The organism is Aureisphaera sp. (assembly GCF_059726885.1).
On record NZ_AP041051.1, the window covers coordinates 1,719,708 to 1,742,262 of the forward strand.

Genomic DNA, 22,555 nt, shown 5'->3' on the forward strand with positions numbered 1-22,555 from the left:
ATGGGACAATCTTTACCAGAAATAGCGCAAACTCTCAGAGACGCAGATAAAAAAATGCAACTGATTTATGCATTTAATGGTTCTGGAAAAACACGGCTATCTCGTGAGTTTAAGGATTTAATTGCACCAAAAGACCCTGATGCCGAAGATGAATCTGGTATCAAAGTGCTTTACTACAATGCATTCACCGAAGATTTATTCTATTGGGACAACGATTTGGAATATGATACCGATAGAAAGCTAAAGATTCAACCAAATAGTTATACCAAATGGATTCTTCTCGAACAAGGCCAAGAACCTAATATCACAAGCCATTTTCAACGCTATACCAACGATAAGTTAACACCCCGCTTTAACGAACAGTATACCATCAAGGATAAGGACAAGAAGGATGTTGTTGTTCCTCAATATTCTGAGGTGCATTTCTCATTTGAAACCGGTGACGAATCAGGTTCAAGAGATGTGAAAATTTCAAAGGGAGAAGAGAGTTGCTTTGTATGGAGCGTTTTCTACAGTTTATTAGAGCAAACAATTAATGTTTTGAATGTAGCTGAAGTAGCTGAACGCGAAACGAATCAATTTAATGATTTGCAGTATGTTTTCATTGACGACCCCGTCAGTTCATTAGATGATACACATTTAATTGAATTAGCAGTTGACATTGCTAAGTTGATTAAATCCAGCACATCTGAATTAAAGTTCATTATCACCACGCACAACCCACTATTTTACAATGTAATCTTTAATGAATTTAATAGAGTAAGTAGAACAAGAAAATGGCGTTTAGAAAAATTAATTGATGGCACTTTTGACCTTATTGATCAACCAAAAGATTCGCCATTTTCTTATCACTTGTTTCTTTTAGCAGAACTTGAAAAAGCAATTGAATCGGGCGAAATTCAGAAATACCATTTTAACTTTCTCCGAAACATTTTCGAGAAGGCCTCTACTTTTCTTGGCTTCAATAAATGGGAGGAGCTCCTACCAAGTGATGCCCGTGAATCATATTATAATCGCATAATCAATTTGTCGAGCCATTCAAAACACCACGGAGAAGAGGTTTCAATACTGGAAGCCAATGACAAAAGAGTTTTGGGTTTCTTGGTTAAAGAAATAATCATAAAGCTATACCGCTTTAAACCAACAATTATGGAAGTTGAAAATCAAGAGAATGTCACAGTATAAAACCATAGCGGAATCAAATAACTTCATCGTATTAGACAAATACACGAAGTACTCTGAGGTGAATGAAGCTCAAGCAAGCTATCAAACAGAATCAGCACTTGAGAAAGAATTTATCCAAGACTTAGTCAATCAAGGATATGATAACCCAATGAATCTAAACACCCTTGAGGCCATGTTGGCTAATGCAAGAGTGCAGTTACAAGCTCTTAATGACATGGAGTTTAAAGATGGCGAATGGGCACGTTTTGTTGAGGAGTATTTAGATAAGCCTGGAGACAACATTGTAGATAAGACTAGAAAAATTCACGATAACTATATCTATGATTTTGTATTTGATGATGGACATATCCAAAACATCTATTTACTAGATAAGAAAAACATTGTTCGCAATAAGATTCAGGTAATCTCACAATTCGAGCAGAAAGGAACACATGCCAATCGATATGACGTGACAATTTTGGTAAACGGTTTACCTATGGTGCAAGTCGAATTAAAAAAGCGTGGAGTTGCTATTCGTGAGGCTTTTAATCAAGTGCATCGCTACAGCAAAGAAAGCTTCAATAGTGAAAACTCTCTTTTTAAGTACTTACAGGTATTTGTAATTTCCAACGGCACGGACAGCCGATATTTTGCCAATACGGTAAAACGGGATAAAAACAGCTTTGACTTTACCATGAACTGGGCTAAAGCTGATAATTCCTTGATAAAGGATTTAAAGGACTTTACCCTTACATTCTTTGAAAAGCGTACGCTACTAAATGTATTAATCAATTATTCCGTATTTGATATAAGTGATACGCTTCTTATCATGAGACCATATCAAATAGCAGCTACAGAAAGAATTTTATGGAAAATAGAAAGCTCGTATCATGCTAAGAAATGGTCAACAAATGAAAGTGGTGGTTTCATTTGGCATACCACGGGTTCGGGTAAAACCCTTACCAGTTTTAAAGCAGCAAGACTTGCTACCCAACTTGACTTTATTGATAAAGTATTCTTTGTTGTTGACCGTAAGGATTTGGACTTTCAAACCATGAAAGAATATCAGCGGTTCTCCCCTGATAGTGTAAACGGTTCAGAGAGTACAGCAGGTTTAAAACGGAATATTGATAAAGAGGATAATAAAATTATAGTCACAACAATTCAGAAATTAAACAATCTGATGAAAAGTGAAAGTGATTTGGCTATCTATCAAAAACAAGTAGTATTCATCTTTGATGAAGCACACCGTTCACAATTTGGAGAGGCTCAAAAGAATCTTCAAAAGAAGTTCAAAAAGTATTTTCAATTTGGCTTTACTGGAACACCAATTTTCCCTCAAAATGCTTTGGGTTCTGAAACCACGGCAAGCGTTTTTGGACGTGAATTACATTCCTATGTAATTACAGATGCGATTAGAGACGAGAAAGTTCTCAAATTCAAAGTAGACTATAATGATGTCCGTCCGCAGTTCAAGGGCATTGAAACGGAAATTGACGAAAAGAAATTAAATGCCGCAGAAAACAATAAAGCTCTACTCCATCCTGTTCGTATCAAAGAAATATCACAATACATCTTACAGAATTTCAGACAAAAAACACATAGAACAAGAGGAGGAAATACTGGATTCAATGCCATGTTTGCTGTTAGTAGTGTTGACGCAGCAAAGTGCTATTATGACGAACTGAACAACCTGCAAAATGACAGTGAAAAGCCTTTAAAAATAGCCACAATCTTTTCATATGCAGCCAACGAAGAACAGAATGCCATTGGCGAGATAGTAGATGAAACTTTTGAGCCTTCTGCAATGGAGCAAAGTGCAAAAGAGTTTTTGACCAAAGCCATTAATGATTATAACTCCATGTTCAAAACCAGTTATGGCGTTGAAAGCAAAGAATTTCAAAACTATTACCGTGACCTTGCTAAAAGAGTAAAAAGCAAGGAGATTGACCTAATCATTGTTGTAGGTATGTTCTTAACGGGTTTTGATGCACCAACTTTGAACACATTGTTCGTTGATAAGAACCTTCGCTATCATGGTTTAATGCAAGCCTTTTCTCGTACCAATCGAATCTATGACGCTACAAAGACTTTTGGAAACATAATCACCTTCCGTGATTTAGAAAAAGCGACTGTTGATGCCATTACGCTGTTTGGAGACAGCAGCACCAAAAATGTAGTATTAGAGAAAAGCTATAAGGAATATTTAGAAGGCTTCACAGACATTGCAACAGGAGAAGCAAGAAAAGGATACATTGAAGTAGTAAACGAGCTAAACGAAAAGTTTCCTAACCCAGATGAAATAGCTACGGAGAAAGACAAAAAGGACTTTGCTAAGCTCTTTGGCGAATACTTACGAGTAGAAAATATACTCCAGAACTATGATGAGTTCACAAACCTTAAAGCCCTGCAATCAATAGATTTGAACGATCCAAAATCTGTTGAAGATTTCAAAGAAACGCACTTTGTAACAGATGAAGACATAGCAGCAATGCAAAAGATTGAATTGCCTGCTGATCGGACAATTCAAGATTATCGTTCGACTTATAATGATATTCGTGATTGGCTAAGAAGAGAAAGAAGCGGTAAAGAAGCCGAAGAATCAACAATAGATTGGGATGATGTTGTCTTTGAAGTTGACCTTTTAAAATCACAAGAAATAAATCTTGATTACATCCTTGAGCTAATCTTTGAACACAACAAGAAAGCTAAGGACAAAGCCTCATTAATTGAGGAAATCCGTAGAGTTATTCGTGCGAGTATCGGAAACAGAGCTAAGGAAAGTTTAGTAGTAGATTTCATTAATGAAACCGAACTTGATTCCATTCAGGATAAAGCGAGCATTATCGATTCTTTCTTCTCCTATGCACAAAGCAAACAGAAGGAAGAAGCCACAGAATTAATAACAGATGAAAATCTAAATGAGGAAGCTGCAAAACGATATATCGTTGCTTCTTTAAAACGGGAATATGCTAGTGAAAATGGCACAGAACTTAATGCATTATTGCCAAAGATGAGTCCATTAAACCCTCAGTATTTGACAAAAAAACAAAGCGTATTTCAAAAAATCTCTTCGTTTGTGGACAAGTTTAAAGGTGTTGGAGGTCAAATATAATGACCCCATACAGCGCGCGCATTGCTGAGTTATACAAAACCCAGACAGATCCCCGGCATGGACTTGTGCGGATGATGAAAAAATAGGGGCCGAGCAGTCGCCTTCCCAATCGGCCCACCAATTGATACAAACAGTACCGTCGCCAAAAAGTACATTGTTTTCATATTGTGGTTGTTTAATGATGAAGTAGTAAGTTAAATATATCTGTTTTTTATTCTTTCACAAACCGATGCACCTCTTGCCCATAGTCTGTTGTAATCTCCACAAAATAGAGGCCACTCGCAAGTGCACTTACATCTATGGTAGGGCTTTGTAAGGAAGTGGTCTGTACTACCTTACTGCCCGATAGCGAATAGATAGTGGCGGTTTGCCAAGGCGAGCGTTCCGATTGTATATACAGAGTTTCGGTCACCGGGTTGGGACTTAGGGTAAATAAGGACACCTGAAAGTCTTCCGTGTCTAGGCTACAGGAATTTCCTTGATCTACATAACAGATGTTATCCACATAATACAAATGATCTAGGCTCGTAGACCTAAAGTTGATTCCACCTAGGGACGTAGGGTCGGTTCCGGCGCCATTTTCAAATTGTGTGCCTGGCGGGATCACCTCTGTTCCATCTATTTCGAGAAACCAAGTGGATAGTGAAATCCCAGTAGTAATATCGAAGCCCATATACACGCGAAACCACTGGTCATGGGGAAAGGCAAAGCCAACTTGCCCCAGGGCCGTATCCTCTATATATCCCTGTCCGGGGGTGCCTAGGTCTGGATTAAACCGGAAATCTCCCACCACGGACTCACCACTGCCATCAATGGGCACGGTTCCTTGCATGGAAAAGGTGACTTCCTTGTTGGAAGGAACATACATCCGGAATTCTAAATACCATTCCCCAAAAATTTTATTCCCTAGGTCCAATACCGCATGGGTGGTGCCATCGCCCGGAACAACCCCAGACAGATCCCCGGCATATACTTGTGTAGAAGATGAAATAATAGGGGCCGAGCAGTCGCCTTCCCAATCGGTCCACCAATTGATACAGATGGGATCGCCATCGGTATAGTCTTCCATATCTTCCGAGAATTGAGCATAGATCTGGGCATGGCATGCAAACAGTACCATCGCCAAAAAGTACATTGTTTTCATATAGTGGTTGTTTAATGATGAAGTAGTAAGTTAAATATATCTGTTTTTATTCTTTCACAAACCGAATCACTTCACTTCCCTCTTCCGAGGTGATCTCCATAAAATAGAGGCCACTGGACAGTGCACTAACATCAATCGCAGGGCTTTGTAAGGAAGTGGTCTGTACCACCTTACTGCCCGATAGCGAATAGATAGTGGCGGTTTGCCAAGGCGAACGTTCCGATTGTATATACAGGGTTTCGGTCACCGGGTTGGGGCTTAGGGTAAATAAGGATACCCGAAAGTCTTCTGTGCTTAGACCGAAGCATCCATGAATGGGTTTTGAATATGTTAAATCATCTACATAAAATAAATGATCTGTATTGCTCGATCTTAAGGCCATACCCCCCAAGGAGGTAGGATATTCCCCAATTTCATTGGTATACGGAGTGCTCAGAGGAATAACGAGACTATCATCTATTTCCACTCTCCAAATGGCCATTTCAATCCCAAAATTAATATCAAAAACGATATAGATATCGAACCATTGGTCGTGCGGGAAGGTAAAGTTAACCTGCCCTAGGGCCGTATCCTCTATATACCCCTGTCCTGGGGTACCCAGGTCTGGATTAAATCGGAAATCTCCCACCACGGATTCACCACTACCATCAATGGGTACGGTTCCTTGCAAAGACAAGGTCGCCTCCTTGTTGGAAGGAACATACATCCAGAATTTGAAACACCATTCCCCAAAAATTTTATTCCCTAGATCCAATACCGCATGGGTGGTTCCGTCTCCCGGAATCTTTCCAGAATGCGCCCCAGAGCGAACTTGTTCCGTACTAGAAATAATAGGGGCCGAGCAGTCGCCATCCCAGTCGGACCACCAATTGATACAAACAGGATCGCCAGCGGTATAGCCTTCCATATCTTCCGAGAATTGAGCATAGATTTGAGCATGGCATACAAACAGTACCATCGCCAAAAAGTACATTGTTTTCATATAGCGGTTGTTTAATGATGAAGTAGTAAATTCAATATATCTGTTTTATTTTTTCACAAACCGAATCACCTCACTTCCCTCTTCCGAGGTGATCTCCACAAAATAAAGGCCACTGGAAAGAGCACTCACATCAATCGCAGGGCTTTCCAAGGAAGTGGTCTGTACTACCTTACTGCCCGATAGCGAATAGATGGTGGCGGTTTGCCAAGGGGAACGATCGGATTGTATGTACAGGGTTTCGGTCACCGGGTTGGGGCTTACAGAGAATAATACCGTCTGGAAATTCTCGGTACCCAATGTTGGGCAGAAATTGGTATCACCCGTATGCCTAAAGCAGATATCATCTATATATAACAAATGGTCCGAATTTAAGGAGGTGAAGTTAAGACCCCCTAATGATGACGGAATGCTGCCAGCCTCATCGGTAAATGGAGTGTCCACCGGGATCACTTCTACCCCATCAATATGTAGGCTCCAAGCAGCAAGGCTAATGCCGCTCCAAATATCGAAGAAGAATTCCATTTTAAACCATTGGTCGTGCGGAAAGGTAAAGTTAACCTGCCCCAATGCAGTATCTTCTATATAGCCCTCCCCAGGGGCGGAAAGGTTTTGGTTAAAGTGAATGTTTCCTACAATGGAATTACCAGAACCTACGGGAACTTGCCCTTGCAGATTCATGCTAGCTTCTTTATTGGAAGGGATATAGAGCCACATATCGGCATTCCATGCGCTAAAAATATGGCTTCCAAAATCGAGGATGACACTGGTAGTTCCGTCCCCCGTGATAACCCCAGAATGATTTCCTGAATACGACTCTGCCGAAGAGACCAGTATAGGTGTAGAACAGTCATTGTTAAAGTCGGTCCACCAGTTACTGCAGACAGTTGCGCCATCGGCATAGCCTTCCATATCATCTGAATAATTGGATTGAGCATGGACACTAAAATGGTACACAAGCAGTACCATCGCCAAAAAGTACGTTGCTTTCATAGGTTGATTAGTTAATGATGAGCCTTTAAGATACAAAAATCTGAATGCAAAAACCTCGTTCATGACATGGGCAGCCCTAAATTCTTGAAATTTTTGAACCGGCGTAACAACATTTCCTTTCCCTCGTCTATCCTATAAGCAACCATTTTTAACAAGCTTACGTCTTTAGAAGAAAACCATCGTATGAAAAAGTATGTCCCCTTACTAGTCTGTATATTATTGGCCACAGGTAGCGCATTGGCACAATCCTTCTCCGCCAAGGTGGTCGATGCCAAAACGGGTACCCCCGTTCCCTTTGCTACCGTGCAAACAGGGGCCAATCAAGGACTTATTACCAACGAAGAAGGGGTGTTTACCGTGCAATTGGGCGACCTACGCCATCCGCAGGATTCTGTATACGTTTCTTCCATGGGCTACGAAAAGGTGGGTTGGATCGTACGGCAACCCGCCGACACCACCATTACCCTTGCCCCCAAGACCTTCGAGTTAAAGCAGGTGTTTCTTAGCAATACCAATTTAGGGGTAGAGGATATCATAGACAGTGTGAAGCACCATATGTATCACAACTACAAAATGGACCTCTCGAAAAAGAAAATCTTCTTCAGGCAGAGCGAGAAGAACCAGATGCATACCGTAGATTTCGGTTTTCAGAAATCTACCATTGCCGAACTGAACAAACAACTTATAGACAGCATTGCCCAATTGGTACCCCGACAGTCTAACTACTATAAGGAAGTGGCTGGCGAGTTTTATGGCGACTACCAAAACCACAAGCTGCATATTGATAAGGCGGCAGAGTTATACGACAAGAGCAAGGACGTTTCTTTCGATGGGCTTTCGGAAAAGCTGGAACGTATCTTTAAGGAGAACGTGAAGCCCGATTCTTACCTAAAGATTAAATCGGGGATCTTTGGTACCAAGGTAGAACTGGATTCCATCGTGGAAGCCAACGAAGATGGGGAAGCTATGAAGGAAGAGGTAGAGAAGCAGCAACGGCCTTCCCGTTTTCAGCAGGGGATCATTGACCGTATTTCTGAACTGTACGAGCAGTTGTTCTTTCATGAAGACTCCAATCTGGATATGTTCGATAAGTCCAACCGCTATCGTTTTACCAAGCGTGACTATACCTTTATTAACGGCGAACCCGTATACATTATAGATTTTGAACCTAAGGGCAAGAAAGACTTTAAGGGAACCCTCTATGTGAACACCAGCGACTTTGCAGTGGTGCGATTGGAGTTCGATAATGTACGTCCCCTAAAGCGTTTCGGACTGCTGGGGATTAAGTTTAGACAGAATGTCTTCCGGGGGAAAATGCTTTTTTCCAAGGAATTGGATGGCACCTATGGGCCCCGTTATATCGAGTTGGAAGATGGTAGTTTCTTTGGGGTAGACCGTCCGCTAAAGGTGATTGAAAAGAACAAGCATGTGAAGGGAAGACGCAAGCAGAACGAACTTTCCTTAGAGCTGAATGTGGAGACCTCTAACGTGGTGAAATACGAATTGGTGGTATTTGATTCGGAATACATTTCTAAGGAGCGCTACGACTCGGCTCCCGAGAATCCAGAGGTGAAGGCTACCTATCTTTCGCAATACGATCCAAGTTTTTGGCAGGGTCACACCATTATGGAACCCAATGCTGCCATCCAGGAGTTTAAGGTGGTGGAATAGGACAGGAGTGTACAGAGCCCCTTGGAATAGGCTTGACCACTCCATCAACCTATGCCGTTTGATCTCCCGCAACTGAAAGGTACAATAGGAATACAAAAGCAAATGACAATAATTTTTACACATGACAACTATTTTGTCATGACGATCTATGTGGTTTCGGCTATCCTTTCAAAATAATTACTTTAAAAGCATACTAATATTAGGGTAATACCATAATTGAAGCCAAATTCAGGAAAAATCCCCTGTGTTGGGTATATTCATTACTACTATGTTTTCATAAATTAGCTGTAAATCAGCTAACTATGTTACGTATTACCTGTTACTTTAAAGATTGCCCCACCCCACATTTTATTGTAGATCCCAAAGGCGGAAGAATCCCACTTATTGGTGGAACCGACGACGGGAAGATTACCTTTTCCATGGATACGGTGCGACGGATGAAGTCGGTGATTCAAAAAGCGGAAACAGATTCTGGAACCGATGGGTTTACCGATGAGGACAAGGAAGTCCTAAAGGAATGGTGCAAGGCCATTCAGCCAGAAAGCACTTCTTCTGGAAAGACCGAAATTGAAGAGTTGAAGAGCGACCCCGGCGAGGAAGACTACAACGATTATATGGTGGTGTATTGCGAAACGGACCATAAGAATTATATCCCCTTTTACAATCCAAAGAAAAAAGACAACTAAAACCAACACTCATGAGTGAAGTAAAAAAGAACGAAACTGCTGCAGCCGAGACCCCTTTCGTGCGCTACGATGAGTATTGGTTGCAAAAGGCACGCACACTAATTGATGACAGCGTGGCCCTATTTACAAGACGGTTAACCACCCTTAATAAATTCCTGAACTATTTGGCAGCGGGAACCTTCTTGGGCGGTATCACATTTACCACTTATACCCAGTCCCCTCACCTAGAGGTGTATCTACTGGCAGTGATCCCATTTATTTTTATTGCTATTGCCAAGTACCGGGTAGGGGTAAAAGGCTCTGAGCCTGCCATTACGGATACCAATATGCGAAGCCCTTCCGAAATTAATCAGGACTATGGTGAATTACTGAAGACCCTATCGGCCCAAACGAAGGATGCGACCATTTGGGTTGCTATTGCAACGGCATTTACTTTGGTGTGTTTACCATTTGCCGTATTTTTTCAGAACAGATTGTCGCAGGTTACACCTCCGGCCCAGTACGTGAGCGTGCAGAATGTAAACAAAGTGGTACAGGTACATGGGTTGCTCCCCAAAGCGGAAAACATAAGTGTCACGCTATATGGTAAGAGTACGTTGAAAAAAGATAGTATTGTGCCTGGGCACACTACGGCTGTCATCCCTAAGGAGGATGGAAGCTTTATGGCCAATTATGTATTGGAAAATTTTAAGATGACCATGGACAGTGTGCATGTAGCCTATCAGCTTAGTAATAAACTGCACCATTATACCTATCGCGGGGCTGTGACACCCAAAGTGAGCACCACGCAGGCAAAGCCTGCTAAAGACAAAAAGGCGACTGAGAAGAAAACGGACACGGCTAAGGCCAAAAAACCAAAAAGCTAAACGACCCAACCCATTTTTAAATAGAAACCATGAAATACATTTCCAAACCCGTACAGAAGGTTACCTTCTGGTTATTGGATGTCCTTAAGGAGATTCAGAAGCATTTAATGTCCGTCATTTTTGTATTCATTATCTATGTTATGTTGTGGTTTGTTCCCCAAGTGAACGACCTTATCATTGTAGTAAACCAAACCAGTAACCACTGGATCGCGGTCCCTATGTTTTTTATGGCGCTCACGGTTTTTGCTTTCTTTATAAGTGTGGTGGGCGATTATTTCGATCCGCCAAAACCTTCGGTATGGAATTCGGCCGTAAATGCCGTACCCGAAAAGCGGAAGCTATTCAGCATCCCCAAGGATGCCAAGGAAATCTATTTGGAAAAAAAGGCCAAAGGTGAGGTAAGTGCCTCCAGTACGTATGTAGAAACCCAGCCACAATATATAAAAAGGGTGTTCCCCAAGATGCTGGGAGCGGTATTGATACTCTGTGCTGCTTTTGCCGTAAACAATACCTTTCAGGATGTTTATGGCCACAATATTGTTTTTGTGGGCAACTGGGGATTGTTAATCGCCATTGGTTTTATGCTCTTAACATTGAACCCCAGAATTACCGAGTCCATATTATCCCGGGTGGCACGTTGGGTATGGCTCAATACGTTTGGCCCCGTGATCCTTATGGGGATCTGTGTGGTGGTGATTGTATTTCTGGGCTTCCTGAACCAAGGGGGAACCGAAAATGATGCCGAACGATTGTTTTGGGCGTTGGTACTGCTTGCCGTATTGTTCCTGTTGCTTACGCTCTCGTATAACAAATATGTGCTTTGGTTCAAGAAAAATGTGGTGGGCCGACTCACGATCCTGTTCATAGCGGTCATACTGTTATCGTATACCATTTTGTTTTTCAACCCAACGGGATTGGAGATATATACGCCTTTGTCCATTATTATGATCTGTCTTATTGGGATCTACACCATATTTAATTTATTCAGGATTTTTGGAAGGCGATTGGATGTTCCCTTATTGAGCATGGTATTGATTGTTAGTGCCATCTTGGGGATCTATCAGGCCAATCGCAATAACTTTAAGCATTACGATGCTAGCTCTACCGATAAGGTGGAACATACGCCCCAGGAGCGATTAAGTGTAAACGATTATATCGATGCTTGGATTGATGACCGTAGGGAATTGATTCAGGGTCAAGCCCCAGGTGAGCGATTTCCCATTGTATTGGTCTCGGCCGAGGGAGGGGGTTCCCGAGCAGGGCTTTGGTCCTTCTTGGTGCAGAGTTATTTGTTCGATAAGAATCCCGATTACTTCAGGACACACTTATTCTCTATGACCGGTGCTTCTGGAGGTGGTGGCGGGAATAATATGTTCTACGCCCAAGCTTACGAATTGTTACAGAATACAAGTGCCAAGCCCTTAAAATACAGTGAGCCCGATGCTCCTTTTACGTATAGGGCCAGTTCGATCTATAATTCGGATTATCTGTCCGCTTCCGTGGCAAGCCTTATGGGAAGGGACCTGTTTAAAAGCATTACGAATATTGGAAGTTTCTTGGACCGTGGGGCCCTATTGGAAATGCAATGGGAAGAGGAGTTTAAAGAGGCTTTTGAGCGCGATGACAATGCATTGGGACAGGCCTATCTGGATTTACTGCCCAGAAAGGGTCAGCACGACTATATAAGGCCTATAATCATTACCAATGCCACCGAATTGCAATCGGGACAACGGGCAGTTATTTCGCCCGTGAGCCCTAAAGGGAACCCACATGGATTGGGGGTTTTTACCGACTTGTTGGCGGAATATCCAGATCCCAATCGAATGATAAAACGATCTACGGCCATGTCTATGAATGCACGGTTCCCTTATCTAAGTCCAGTGGCTAGGGTTGAAGGGGTAGGGCAGTTTGGCGATGCTGGGTATTACAATAATATTGGGGGTAATATTACGGTGACCTTAACGAGAAGTTTGCAGGAGGCTTTGGCGAGGGATACGACCCTAACGGGTAAATATGAAATCAGGCAGTTGTTCATTACCAATTTTGAGCAGCCTTCGGCCGAGGTTACCTTTAGCAGTCAGTTATTGGCGCCATTATCCATGATTGCCAGTGCTACCTTTGCACACCCTAAACAAACGGAAAGAACCTTAGAGAATATACATAACATACAATCTAAGCGAACCCCAATTCCGCAGGAACCGGGGGCAATGACGAATCTTTTTAAGAGTCTTGCCGAAGAGAATGGGGAGGATATTGAGCCTATTATCCCCTTGGGTCGTTATTTATCGGAGGCGGCCGTTCGCAGCATGGAGGCCCGACTGGCAGATCCCGAAGTGCAGGCACAGTTGGATAAGGTGTTGTCACCTAATTAGGAAAGATAGTGTCATTCAGTAATATTCAGTTATACCACATTAAAACTAACACCATAAATGCAATTTAAACAAACTACTATCTTAGGGCTTTTTGACAGTTCACAAAAACATTTTATAATACCTGTCTACCAAAGAGCGTATTCTTGGGATTTAGATAATTGGAATACTTTTTTAACTGACCTGAAAGAACAAGTAGATGGGGACAATAATTATTTCTATGGTAATTTACTTTTTGAAACAATAAAGAAAGATATCACTTATGAAGTAATTGACGGACAACAAAGACTTACAACCCTTTCCATATTTTTTAGATCAATTATTGACGTTCTTAAATCAAGACAAGCGAAAGACGAATTTGAATTTGAGCCCGAAATTAAAGAGAGTATATACCTAAAAAATGGTGGAAATGTAAAGCTTCGAATTGTCGAATATGACCAATCTTGCTTTGAGAGTATAATTATTGACGGTAAAGACAAATTTTCAACAGCAACACCATCACAAGTAAGGATTTTGAAAGCGAAAAATCATTTCAAAAAAGAGCTGAAAAAACTCGAAACTTCAGTATTACTTAAAATTCTAAGCAAAGTTGAGGAAACTGAATTGACAAGTATAGAACTTGCAGGAAAGAAGGACTCTGCATTAATGTTTGAACTACAGAACAATCGAGGCAAGGATTTGACCAATATGGAAAAACTCAAATCCTATTTTATGTATCAAATGTACGTTTATAGTCCAGAAGAAGAAACGGAATCAAATGTTGCTTATGTCTCTAATATATTCAAGCTTATCTATCTGATAATTAATGATTTAAAGGAACTAAATGAAGATAGTGTTTTAATTTATCATTGTAACGCTTATGTCAAGGGCTTTAATTATAGGACATTAGAAGATATTAAAGAAAAACTTATCTCTTCCAAAAACAAGGTAAAGTGGGTTAAAGATTTTGCAGATGAACTTCATACATCATTTTCAAACATCAAGAAAATGGACAATTCTGCGGACAAATACCTAAAAGATTTAAGAAATCTTTCAATTCCTGTTTTTGTTTATCCCTTTGTAATAAAGGGTTATAAATTTTTCGGAGAGGATAAGAAAAAACTAAACATATTATATCACATACTCGAAATAGCGGTTTTCCGATATAAGCTTATTAACAGTCGTGCTGACTTAATTAGTCGATTAAACGAGATATTGACATCTTTCGATGGCAATTTAGAAAAATTAAGAACTCGTTTTAAAGACAAATTCAATGATGCTTATTATTGGGGAGATGATAGAATGTACGATTATTTGAATGGGTATATGTACAAGAATAGTGTTTTGAACTATTTGCTTTGGAAATATGAAAACCATATTCAAAATAAGGGATATGATATAAATAACGGAAATATTGAGGATGAACAAATAGAACATATTTCACCGCAAACACCTACCGATGGCGAGGACCCTTTAGCAAATGGTTATCAAGTAACTAAAGAAAACAAATATGACCAAGAGTTTTTAGAGGACTATTTGAACTGTTTAGGAAACTTAATGCTCATTTCAGGCTCTCATAACAAATCAATCGGAAATATTGCCTTCTCGAAAAAACTAAAATCCTATAAAAACAATCCATTACTTAACCAACAGGCAGAAATCAAAAATTATGTTGATGAAGAAAAATGGACTAAAGTTTCAATCGATATGAGGCACAAAAAAATATTAGATGAATTTGCGATAGACAAATGGTCATTTGATAATGTAAGCGTGATATAATGTGGCATAACATTGTATATAAAATCATAGCACCCCACCGGATGCTGCACTTCATATACTAAACCGATGTATAGAGAGGTGCATTGCCCCGCTTACAATGCTTCCTTCATAATAGCCTCTACCACTTCTGGATTGAGCAATGTTGAAGTATCGCCTAGGTTATCCGTTTCCTTATGGGCAATCTTCCTAAGGATACGACGCATTATTTTTCCACTGCGCGTTTTGGGCAATCCCGGTGTAAATTGAATCTTATCCAACTTGGCAATGGGGCCAATCCGTTCGGTGATTAATTGATTGATCTCCTTGCGCAGGTTTTCATTATTACGACCTTCTCCCACTTCTTTCAGTATTACATATCCGTAGAGCGCATTTCCTTTTATATCATGTGGAAAGCCTACTATAGCGCTTTCTGCCACAGCTGGGTGTTCATTAATGGCATCCTCAATCGGGGCGGTCCCAAGATTATGGCCAGAAACGATGATGACATCGTCCACACGTCCCGTAATTCTGTAATATCCCGTCTGGTCCCTTAGGGAACCATCACCTGTAAAATATTTGTTGGGAAAGGCCGAGAAATAAGTGTCTTTGTATCGTTTGTGATCGCCCCAAATGGTTCTTGCCATGCTGGGCCAAGGAAATTTAACGCACAAACGACCACTTGCCGGATGATGCTTGATCTCATTTCCGTTTTCATCCATAAGGCAGGGTTGAATCCCAGGCAGGGGTAAAGTGGCAAAGGTAGGAATGGTGGGTGTGGCAAATGGTATGGGCGATATCATAATGCCGCCAGTCTCTGTTTGCCACCAGGTATCTACAATGGGGCTATTTTTCTTTCCAATATTGTCGTTGTACCAATGCCAAGCTTCTTCGTTAATGGGTTCCCCCACGGTTCCCAATACCTTTAGGGAGGATAGATCATATTTTTCGACATGGCTTAGATTCTCCTTTGCCAAGGCCCTTATCGCTGTGGGTGCTGTATAAAACTGATTGATTTTATGTTTCTGGACGATTTCCCAAAAACGCCCCCAATCCGGATAGTTGGGAACTCCTTCAAACATCACCGAAGTAGCGCCATTTGCCAAGGGGCCGTAAACGATATAACTGTGTCCCGTAATCCATCCGATATCTGCTGTGCACCAATACACATCGTCCTCTTCGTACTGAAATACATTTTTGAAGGTATAGGCAGCATATACCATATATCCCGCTGTGGTATGAACCATTCCCTTAGGCTTTCCCGTAGATCCCGAGGTATACAGAATAAACAATGGATCTTCGGCGTCCATTACTTCTGGCACACAATCTTTGTACGCATTATCCAGCAAAGGCTGTAACCAATGGTCGCGTCCTTCTTTCATTGGCACATCCGATTGGATTCGTTTGGCGACCAATACATTTTCCACACAGGCACAGGACTCGAGCGCTTCATCAACAATTGCCTTTAGATCGATGGTCTTTGCCCCACGGAAAGAACCATCGGCCGTAATGACCATTTTACATTCACTGTCATTAATGCGTGTGGCCAATGCCGTAGCAGAGAACCCTGCAAAGACTACCGAATGAATAGCTCCGATACGGGCGCAGGCGAGAACGGAAATTGCCAGTTCAGGAATCATGGGCAAATAGATGCATACACGGTCACCTTTTTCTATACCCATATCCTTTAGAACATTAGCGAACTGACATACCCTTTTGTGCAATTGCCTGTAGGTGATATGCTGTGCAGGTTCATTAGGATCGTTGGGCTCAAAAAGAATGGCAGTTTTGTCGCCTCTATGAGCTAAATGCCGATCGATGCAATTTTCAGTAATATTGAGCTGTGCCCCTTCGAACCATGAAACTTCAGGCTTGGAGAAATCCCAAGAAAGTACGTTGTTCCACTTTCGTTTCCATTGAAAATGCTCCTCGGCAATTTCTTCCCAGAATATTTCCGGGTCACGCACACTTTTACGGTATACTTGAAAGTATTCTTCTAGGTTTTTAATGTGGTATTGGCTCATTGCTTGGTAATTTCTGAAAGTATGAGAGAACTAATTTATGCAAGATTATCCATTTATCTATGGGCATGGTCCGTTAATAGTTTGAATTCAAATCCAATTTCATGACATAGTCACGTTGCGGTTCGTCTCCCAGCATAAAGGGATGTATGCCGTCTGTGTAAAACCCATTGCGCTCATAGAATTGGATGGCCTTGGTATTTTGATCCCAAACCCCTAACCAGATATATGCAAGCCCAAGTTCTTTGCCTATTTCAATGGCTTTTTTAAGGAGCGCATGCCCTAGGCCTTTGCCATGATGTGCTTTGGCTACATATATACGCTCTATTTCCAGGCTGTTGGGAAAGCGGGATTCTGTTTGTTCGGGACCTGTATTTAACCGTATATACCCTGCTAAATCATGGTCTGCGCGAAGTAAATAATAATGAATATCATCATTAAAAAGTTCATCGTGCAAACGATTTTTATTGAAGTGTGTTTCTATATAAGACTTCATATTTTCCGGGGTATTGTAAGCCTCATAGGTATTTTGAAAGGTAACAATGGCAAGTTCCCGGAGTTCCGAAAGTTCGTTTTCCAAAGCTTTTGATATCGTGATATGCATAGTTGTTGTACCTAGAAGAAGTTAAGACCCTACTATTAATTGTTCAAGTAGATCTCCCACAAAGTAAGAAACGAGGGCTGCTATGGCTCCTAAGGCTAGGGTTTCCAGAACACCTTTCAATATTTTGGTTTCGGTCACATAGGTTTTTAGAAAACCGACACAGATGAATCCAATGGCGGTGAGTATAGAAGTGATTAAAAACCGATCGCCAGAAATAGGCTTAAAATAATCCCATACGTAGGTTAACAAGGGGATTAAGCCAATGGAGATAAAGGCTAGATACGTAACCAGTCCCATTTTAAATGGGGATTTGGTTTCTTCCATCATGCCCAATTCTTCTTTCATCATTACATCTACCCAGCGGTCTTTGTCTGCAGTAATGACTTCGACCACTTGTTCCAAAAGCTCGCCTTCGAATCCCTTAGCGGCATAGATTTCACGGATTTCCTCCCGTTCTACGTCTGGTAGGTTGTCTACCTCCCAATATTCCACTTGCTTGTGTTTTTGGTAATTGTCCTTTTCCGATTTGGAAGACAAATAGGCACCTACACTCATGGCAAAACCATCTGCCAGTAAGTTGGCAAACCCCAAAATAATGATAATGTCACTGTCCAGACCTGCCCCCACGGCACCGGCAACTACTGCGAAGGTAGTTACACAACCATCGATACCTCCATAGACGAACTCACCTAGGTAGGCTTCGTATTTGTTCAGAAAACCTTTGCTGGAATGCAATGTATCTTCGTTGTGCATATGAAAACGTACGGATTATAATGAAGTTTCAAGGTACGAAAAATACCTTCTGAAAGCTAGATGGGTTTTTGAAAACAGCGGCTACTCTCTACCCCAATATATTGTCCATAATTGGGAATCTGTGTAAAGCCATACTTTTTGTACAATGCAATGGCAGCATCGAAACTGGCGCCGGTTTCCAGGACAAGGGTATTAAACCCAAGTTCCTTTGCCCAATTCTCCAATTCTTCCAGCACTTTTCGGCCCAGTCCCTTACCTCGATGATCAGGCTGGGTGAACATGCGTTTTATCTCTACCGAATGGTCATCGAATGGCTTCATCGCACCACAGGCCACTGTAACATCATTCTCATCTATGAGGACGACATAGGGCAGGTTTTCTATACCGTTAAACTGATCGTAATATTCGTGCATGTCCCCATCTTCTATAGTTAGGAAGGCATCCAGTTCTGTCACTAGTTTTACGAAATTGGGATGCGCACTGTGGGTTCGTGTGGTAGTATTCACTTCTTTTTTCTTGGGTTGGGTTTTAGTGAATTTACATAGGCAAGGCCTTTTCTAAGATAACTGCCTACCAATTGGGTATCTGAAAGGAGTTCCTCGGGTATATGGACATAATCCTTCATTACCGCACCGTAGGATTTGTATACTTCGGTGCCTGGATATTTTTCAGAAAATGCAGCTTGATCCTCTTTGCTCATTCGAATCCCCATTTCGCCTGCTTTATTCACCAAGGAATACATATACGTATTAGATGAGGTGTAAGGCATGGTCTTTCCCAAACGATCAATTTCGGGAAGGGTGTCTATAATGGCGTCATACTGTTTTAAACATTCTTCGAAGGTCATATTAAGGCGTCTTTACAGGAACAACTTTTTTAAGCATCCATGTAAAGATAGCAATTAAAATGCCTGCTGCCAAGCCTGTTGTGAGGGCTGTTAAGAGCACCCAATAAGGAAGTGAAATCCAATCTGGATTGCCAAAGGTGGCTTTATAGATTACGTTATTGGCGGGGGAAGCAGTAAAGAAAATGAACCATAGAATACCGTACAGGATACCCCAAAGGGTTCCGATTGCCAGTGCCGAGGGAACTCTTTTTTGTACATCATAGCGAACCATCATATAGGCAGCCAGAAGGCAAAAAAGGATCCATAAAATCGGGATCCACGGGTTTCCGATCCCTTGCATTAACAAAGCTCCCATAAGAAGGCCAATGGGAGAAAGAAAGAAGATAAACCTCCAATTCATGTGTTTGTTTCCTATACATACACATAAAGGGAGGTTTTGGATGAGGCAGTATACTGTTTTGTATGAATGCTATTGGATGGGCTTTCCGGGCTAATAATGTACAAGGACCCTTACATAAGAGTCTCCACCAAAATAGGCTGTGAAACTATCGGAAGCAATGGGGGTTCCGCCACCACTACCCGTACTTGCTATTACCCTTGCAAAAAGGTGTACACTATAGGTGCCTGCAGGTAGGTACAGATGTTCACTGGCAGTAACATAGATAAAACCTGTAATCACGGATTCTCCAGTGGCCAGAGGATCTACGTTATTCGTATAGGTATGTCCCACTTTAGCGTAGGAGTTACCAGAAGCGGTCGTACCGTTACCGAGTTTGAAAAATAGTCGATATAGTTTCGGTTTGCCATCGTGCACTACGGTCGAGGGACCTCCTTGGTACTCTTCGATGGTAATTCCTGTTCCGTAGGTAACCGTGACAATAGCAGGCCTTGTTAGGGTAAAGGAAGAAGAGGTGTAAATTTCCTCTTCGTTCGCTTGTCCCAAAGGTCCTGTATCTACTTCTTCGTCTATTACATCCTCCACATTGATTTTAAATTCTGCTGAGGATGGGGACGTGACCAAAGAAAGTACACCATCGGCGTCGACAAAAACGGGTTGCAAGTCTGTTCCATTGTTATTGGCATTATTGGTTGCATTTAGTCCATCAATACGTACTTCAGAATTATCTCCGGCTATGTGCAAATCGGATTGAGGATCCGTCGTGCCAATACCCACTTGGGCGTAGGAGTAAGCCGTAACAAATACAAAGAGAATAAGTATTTTTTTCATGATTGAAATGGGTTTGTAGGTTATTTGCGGTAAAACTATAAATACCCCTTTATGCCATCTAAAAATGAGAGTTAACAAAAGGGTTACAGCTGTTATACAAAAAGGTTACAGACTAGAATATTTGCAGAACTATCTTGTTATTGAAACTCGATTTGAGGCGATGCGGTATTAGGAGGTTGTGAAAGCTACCAATTGTAGCAACTCGAATTCATTTTTTTTGTGGTTCGGCCCTACATATTTATGTTGTAAAAGCCCTTCTGCTCTGATGCAACTTTGCCGTTTTAAAGATAGGGGTGCTCAAGTTGGGTAAATGAAAGAAATAAGCTACTTTTAAAAAGTTGTAAGGTTCTTGATTAAAATGATACCTTTAATGAATTGATTTAGAAGCCAAGCTTCATTTTACAGTGCTTTTCAAATCATCGAATGAAGTGTTCGCCTAAGCAGAATATAGTAAAGTTATAACGGTAAGCAATACAACCCCCTTCGAAAATGGGATATAAAAAGGAAGATATATCAATCGTATTAGCAGACGACCACCCGCTGTTATTGAAAGGTTTATATGAAGAGTTAACGGAGCATAATTACAATGTCATTGGGCAAGCCAGTGATGGCGTGAAGGCCATTGAACTCATTCTTACGCATAAGCCCAAATTGGCCTTGTTGGATATCGAAATGCCTATGCTGAATGCTTTCGAGATATTCAAAATAGTTCAGGGAAAACGTTCGGACACTAAGTTTATCCTTTTATCCTATCATAAGGAGAAGGAGATTGTACAGCGTGCCAAGGCTTTAAAAATACCTGCTTACCTTCTGAAGGAGGATTCTTTTTTTACTATCGAAGCCTGTATAAAGGCAGTCATGGAGAATAAGACTTTTTACAGCCCATCGCTTTCAAGCGAATTACTGGATCACAGTGAACACGGTCTTAAGTTATTGAATCGTTTGACTGCATCAGAATTTTCAATTTTGAAGCGCATTTCCCAAAATCAATCCTCAAAAGCCATCGCTGCAGAAATTGGGGTTTCGGTAAGAACCATTGATAAGCACCGTGCCAACATTATCAATAAATTGGGGCTCGCAAAAGGCACAAATTCCTTGTCCATTTGGGCAGTGATGAATAAGGATATCATTGCTGGTTTATAAGCATCAATTTTCACGGTATATAAGTAGCGCTACTTATATGGTAGGTGGTATTAAGTATAATACTTACCTACTATTGCTTACATAATAAGCACTAGTAGTTATTTTTCTGAAGGGTTATCCACTATAGTTTAGGGGTAAAACAATTAAGACCCTTGAGATGAAAAAATTATCCCCTCCTTTATCCCCATTACGTATTTGTAATCTTAAAACATATCAACGCTCCCCCAATCTGAGGGAGCGCTAATTTCTTATAACTAATTTTTTGAAAGTAATGAACCGTTCCAGTTTACCCATTCTGGATTTCGTATTTCATACTGTTTTTGCCTTACGCTTAAAAGACGAAAAGCAGAAGTGGACAAGTGTGATGACTATGACAAAATTCATAACCCTAAAAAAGAAACGTTTTGAAAACCCCAAACATAATTTTGATTGTAACCTTACTTATTGGAAGCAGCTTATTACACGCCCATGACAAGCGGTCATATAAAAATGATTCTGTAGTTAACACTCCGAATACTGGCAAAACTCAAGAACTGGAGCGAAGTATTGAATTTAAAAATGAGAAGCTCCAAGATAGTTTGTCTTTATCGCAGGGAAATGAACAGCCTGCAGTTGCACTGGAAAAAGCATCGACAGGATATTCGAAAACTCTAATGGTTGTAATAGGAATTGCAGCCTTGATTATAATCCTATTCTTTATAGTATTCCAAAAATTGTTGGGACGTATAAAACTGGATAAGTGTAAAAATAACTTGCTGGAAAAAGAGGTGGCAAATAAAAATAAAGACCTTAAAAACTTTGCCTTAGAAATTTCACAAAAGAGAGAATGGGCCATAGAACTTTTAGATAAGATTAAGGCCCTACAAAATACGACTGGAAAAAAACAACAAGAAGCACTGGACCATCTGCGGAATGAAATTCAATATAGAATTAAGATTGATGAAAGTAGTGAGCTGTTTTATGAAAAGGTAGAGTCGCTCGGAAGTTCCTTCTATGGAAACTTACGGGAGAAACATCCCAATTTGACCAAAACAGACATCAGGCTTTGTGCGCTTATTCGAATGAATTTGGATACCAAGCAAATCGCGATGCTTCAAAATATCAATCCTTCTTCCGTAAAGATGAGCAGAAACCGGTTGCGGAAAAAGCTCAACCTAGATACCGGAATACATCTGGATAACTTCTTAAGCTCCTTTTAATGTGACATTAACAATCAATTTTTTAAATCAACAAGTCCG

General features: G+C 41.0%; 19 protein-coding genes. 9 read left to right on the forward strand and 10 right to left on the reverse strand.

All coding sequences use genetic code 11. From position 1 onward, the window contains the following. Positions 1 to 1,185 (forward strand): AAA family ATPase, encoded by a 1,185-nt coding sequence (locus tag AC6JAD_RS07530; protein WP_461304629.1) that lies wholly within the window; start codon positions 1 to 3, stop codon positions 1,183 to 1,185. Next, positions 1,172 to 4,279 carry a type I restriction endonuclease subunit R gene (locus AC6JAD_RS07535; RefSeq protein WP_461304630.1) on the forward strand — a complete coding sequence of 1,036 codons (3,108 nt, stop codon included), beginning with the start codon at positions 1,172 to 1,174 and terminating at the stop codon, positions 4,277 to 4,279. The genes AC6JAD_RS07530 and AC6JAD_RS07535 overlap by 14 nt, the downstream gene beginning before the upstream one ends. Positions 4,280 to 4,490: 211 nt before the next feature. Here AC6JAD_RS07535 and AC6JAD_RS07540 read toward each other — a convergent pair whose 3' ends face one another. Genes AC6JAD_RS07540 through AC6JAD_RS07550 form a run of 3 tightly spaced genes read right to left on the reverse strand, consistent with a single transcriptional unit; the run spans position 4,491 to position 7,395 of the window. Beyond that, a complete protein-coding gene (locus AC6JAD_RS07540; protein WP_461304631.1) occupies positions 4,491 to 5,423 on the reverse strand; it encodes a T9SS type A sorting domain-containing protein in 933 nt (310 codons plus the stop codon). Positions 5,424 to 5,469: 46 nt separating this feature from the next. Further along, positions 5,470 to 6,405 carry a T9SS type A sorting domain-containing protein gene (locus tag AC6JAD_RS07545; protein ID WP_461304632.1) on the reverse strand — a complete coding sequence of 312 codons (936 nt, stop codon included), beginning with the start codon at positions 6,403 to 6,405 and terminating at the stop codon, positions 5,470 to 5,472. 45 nt (positions 6,406 to 6,450) lie between these two features. Then, entirely contained in the window at positions 6,451 to 7,395 is a 945-nt protein-coding gene (locus AC6JAD_RS07550; protein WP_461304633.1) for a T9SS type A sorting domain-containing protein, read from the reverse strand. 183 nt (positions 7,396 to 7,578) lie between these two features. On the opposite strand from AC6JAD_RS07550, the gene AC6JAD_RS07555 reads away from it, so the two are divergent. From AC6JAD_RS07555 to AC6JAD_RS07575, 5 genes are all read left to right on the forward strand, one after another. Then, a complete protein-coding gene (locus AC6JAD_RS07555; protein WP_461304634.1) occupies positions 7,579 to 9,066 on the forward strand; it encodes a carboxypeptidase-like regulatory domain-containing protein in 1,488 nt (495 codons plus the stop codon). Positions 9,067 to 9,368: 302 nt separating this feature from the next. Next, positions 9,369 to 9,752 (forward strand): hypothetical protein, encoded by a 384-nt coding sequence (locus tag AC6JAD_RS07560; RefSeq protein ID WP_461304635.1) that lies wholly within the window; start codon positions 9,369 to 9,371, stop codon positions 9,750 to 9,752. Positions 9,753 to 9,763: 11 nt separating this feature from the next. Further along, the gene (locus AC6JAD_RS07565; RefSeq protein WP_461304636.1) at positions 9,764 to 10,618 is read left to right on the forward strand and encodes a hypothetical protein; all 855 of its coding nucleotides are present in this window, start codon (positions 9,764 to 9,766) and stop codon (positions 10,616 to 10,618) included. A 29-nt stretch (positions 10,619 to 10,647) separates the two neighbouring features. Further along, the gene (locus AC6JAD_RS07570; protein ID WP_461304637.1) at positions 10,648 to 12,990 is read left to right on the forward strand and encodes a hypothetical protein; all 2,343 of its coding nucleotides are present in this window, start codon (positions 10,648 to 10,650) and stop codon (positions 12,988 to 12,990) included. Between the two features lie 57 nt (positions 12,991 to 13,047). Further along, positions 13,048 to 14,745 (forward strand): DUF262 domain-containing protein, encoded by a 1,698-nt coding sequence (locus tag AC6JAD_RS07575; protein WP_461304638.1) that lies wholly within the window; start codon positions 13,048 to 13,050, stop codon positions 14,743 to 14,745. Between the two features lie 92 nt (positions 14,746 to 14,837). On the opposite strand, the gene acs is transcribed toward AC6JAD_RS07575, so the two are convergent. The 7 genes from acs to AC6JAD_RS07610 form a co-directional block, all read right to left on the reverse strand. Further along, positions 14,838 to 16,745: an acetate--CoA ligase gene (gene acs, locus AC6JAD_RS07580; protein WP_461304639.1), complete on the reverse strand. Its 1,908-nt coding sequence runs from the start codon at positions 16,743 to 16,745 to the stop codon at positions 14,838 to 14,840. A gap of 73 nt (positions 16,746 to 16,818) precedes the next feature. After that, positions 16,819 to 17,322: a GNAT family N-acetyltransferase gene (locus tag AC6JAD_RS07585; protein ID WP_497866234.1), complete on the reverse strand. Its 504-nt coding sequence runs from the start codon at positions 17,320 to 17,322 to the stop codon at positions 16,819 to 16,821. Positions 17,323 to 17,367: 45 nt separating this feature from the next. Next, positions 17,368 to 18,099, reverse strand: coding sequence for a VIT1/CCC1 transporter family protein (locus tag AC6JAD_RS07590; RefSeq protein WP_461304641.1), 732 nt, complete (start codon positions 18,097 to 18,099; stop codon positions 17,368 to 17,370). A 56-nt stretch (positions 18,100 to 18,155) separates the two neighbouring features. Next, positions 18,156 to 18,605, reverse strand: coding sequence for a GNAT family N-acetyltransferase (locus AC6JAD_RS07595; protein ID WP_461304642.1), 450 nt, complete (start codon positions 18,603 to 18,605; stop codon positions 18,156 to 18,158). Beyond that, a complete protein-coding gene (locus AC6JAD_RS07600; RefSeq protein WP_461304643.1) occupies positions 18,602 to 18,946 on the reverse strand; it encodes a hypothetical protein in 345 nt (114 codons plus the stop codon). The genes AC6JAD_RS07595 and AC6JAD_RS07600 overlap by 4 nt, the downstream gene beginning before the upstream one ends. 1 nt (position 18,947) lies before the next feature. Next, positions 18,948 to 19,346 (reverse strand): hypothetical protein, encoded by a 399-nt coding sequence (locus tag AC6JAD_RS07605; RefSeq protein WP_461304644.1) that lies wholly within the window; start codon positions 19,344 to 19,346, stop codon positions 18,948 to 18,950. A gap of 90 nt (positions 19,347 to 19,436) precedes the next feature. Beyond that, complete coding sequence (locus AC6JAD_RS07610) at positions 19,437 to 20,174, reverse strand: hypothetical protein (protein WP_461304645.1); 738 nt, start codon at positions 20,172 to 20,174, stop codon at positions 19,437 to 19,439. A gap of 489 nt (positions 20,175 to 20,663) precedes the next feature. Between AC6JAD_RS07610 and AC6JAD_RS07615 the strand changes: the two genes are divergently transcribed. Next, entirely contained in the window at positions 20,664 to 21,317 is a 654-nt protein-coding gene (locus AC6JAD_RS07615) for a response regulator (RefSeq protein ID WP_461304646.1), read from the forward strand. 404 nt (positions 21,318 to 21,721) lie between these two features. After that, positions 21,722 to 22,516, forward strand: coding sequence for a helix-turn-helix transcriptional regulator (locus AC6JAD_RS07620; RefSeq protein ID WP_461304647.1), 795 nt, complete (start codon positions 21,722 to 21,724; stop codon positions 22,514 to 22,516). The last annotated feature ends 39 nt before the right edge of the window (positions 22,517 to 22,555 follow it).

Bases quoted from the DNA above. Each gene is read 5' to 3' on its own strand.
- AC6JAD_RS07530 (WP_461304629.1), top strand. From the start codon at position 1: ATGGGACAATCTTTACCAGAAATAGCGCAAACTCTCAGAGACGCAGAT.
- AC6JAD_RS07535 (WP_461304630.1), top strand. From the start codon at position 1,172: ATGTCACAGTATAAAACCATAGCGGAATCAAATAACTTCATCGTATTA.
- AC6JAD_RS07540 (WP_461304631.1), bottom strand. From the start codon at position 5,423: ATGAAAACAATGTACTTTTTGGCGATGGTACTGTTTGCATGCCATGCC.
- AC6JAD_RS07545 (WP_461304632.1), bottom strand. From the start codon at position 6,405: ATGAAAACAATGTACTTTTTGGCGATGGTACTGTTTGTATGCCATGCT.
- AC6JAD_RS07550 (WP_461304633.1), bottom strand. From the start codon at position 7,395: ATGAAAGCAACGTACTTTTTGGCGATGGTACTGCTTGTGTACCATTTT.
- AC6JAD_RS07555 (WP_461304634.1), top strand. From the start codon at position 7,579: ATGAAAAAGTATGTCCCCTTACTAGTCTGTATATTATTGGCCACAGGT.
- AC6JAD_RS07560 (WP_461304635.1), top strand. From the start codon at position 9,369: ATGTTACGTATTACCTGTTACTTTAAAGATTGCCCCACCCCACATTTT.
- AC6JAD_RS07565 (WP_461304636.1), top strand. From the start codon at position 9,764: ATGAGTGAAGTAAAAAAGAACGAAACTGCTGCAGCCGAGACCCCTTTC.
- AC6JAD_RS07570 (WP_461304637.1), top strand. From the start codon at position 10,648: ATGAAATACATTTCCAAACCCGTACAGAAGGTTACCTTCTGGTTATTG.
- AC6JAD_RS07575 (WP_461304638.1), top strand. From the start codon at position 13,048: ATGCAATTTAAACAAACTACTATCTTAGGGCTTTTTGACAGTTCACAA.
- acs (WP_461304639.1), bottom strand. From the start codon at position 16,745: ATGAGCCAATACCACATTAAAAACCTAGAAGAATACTTTCAAGTATAC.
- AC6JAD_RS07590 (WP_461304641.1), bottom strand. From the start codon at position 18,099: ATGCACAACGAAGATACATTGCATTCCAGCAAAGGTTTTCTGAACAAA.
- AC6JAD_RS07600 (WP_461304643.1), bottom strand. From the start codon at position 18,946: ATGACCTTCGAAGAATGTTTAAAACAGTATGACGCCATTATAGACACC.
- AC6JAD_RS07605 (WP_461304644.1), bottom strand. From the start codon at position 19,346: ATGAATTGGAGGTTTATCTTCTTTCTTTCTCCCATTGGCCTTCTTATG.
- AC6JAD_RS07610 (WP_461304645.1), bottom strand. From the start codon at position 20,174: ATGAAAAAAATACTTATTCTCTTTGTATTTGTTACGGCTTACTCCTAC.
- AC6JAD_RS07615 (WP_461304646.1), top strand. From the start codon at position 20,664: ATGGGATATAAAAAGGAAGATATATCAATCGTATTAGCAGACGACCAC.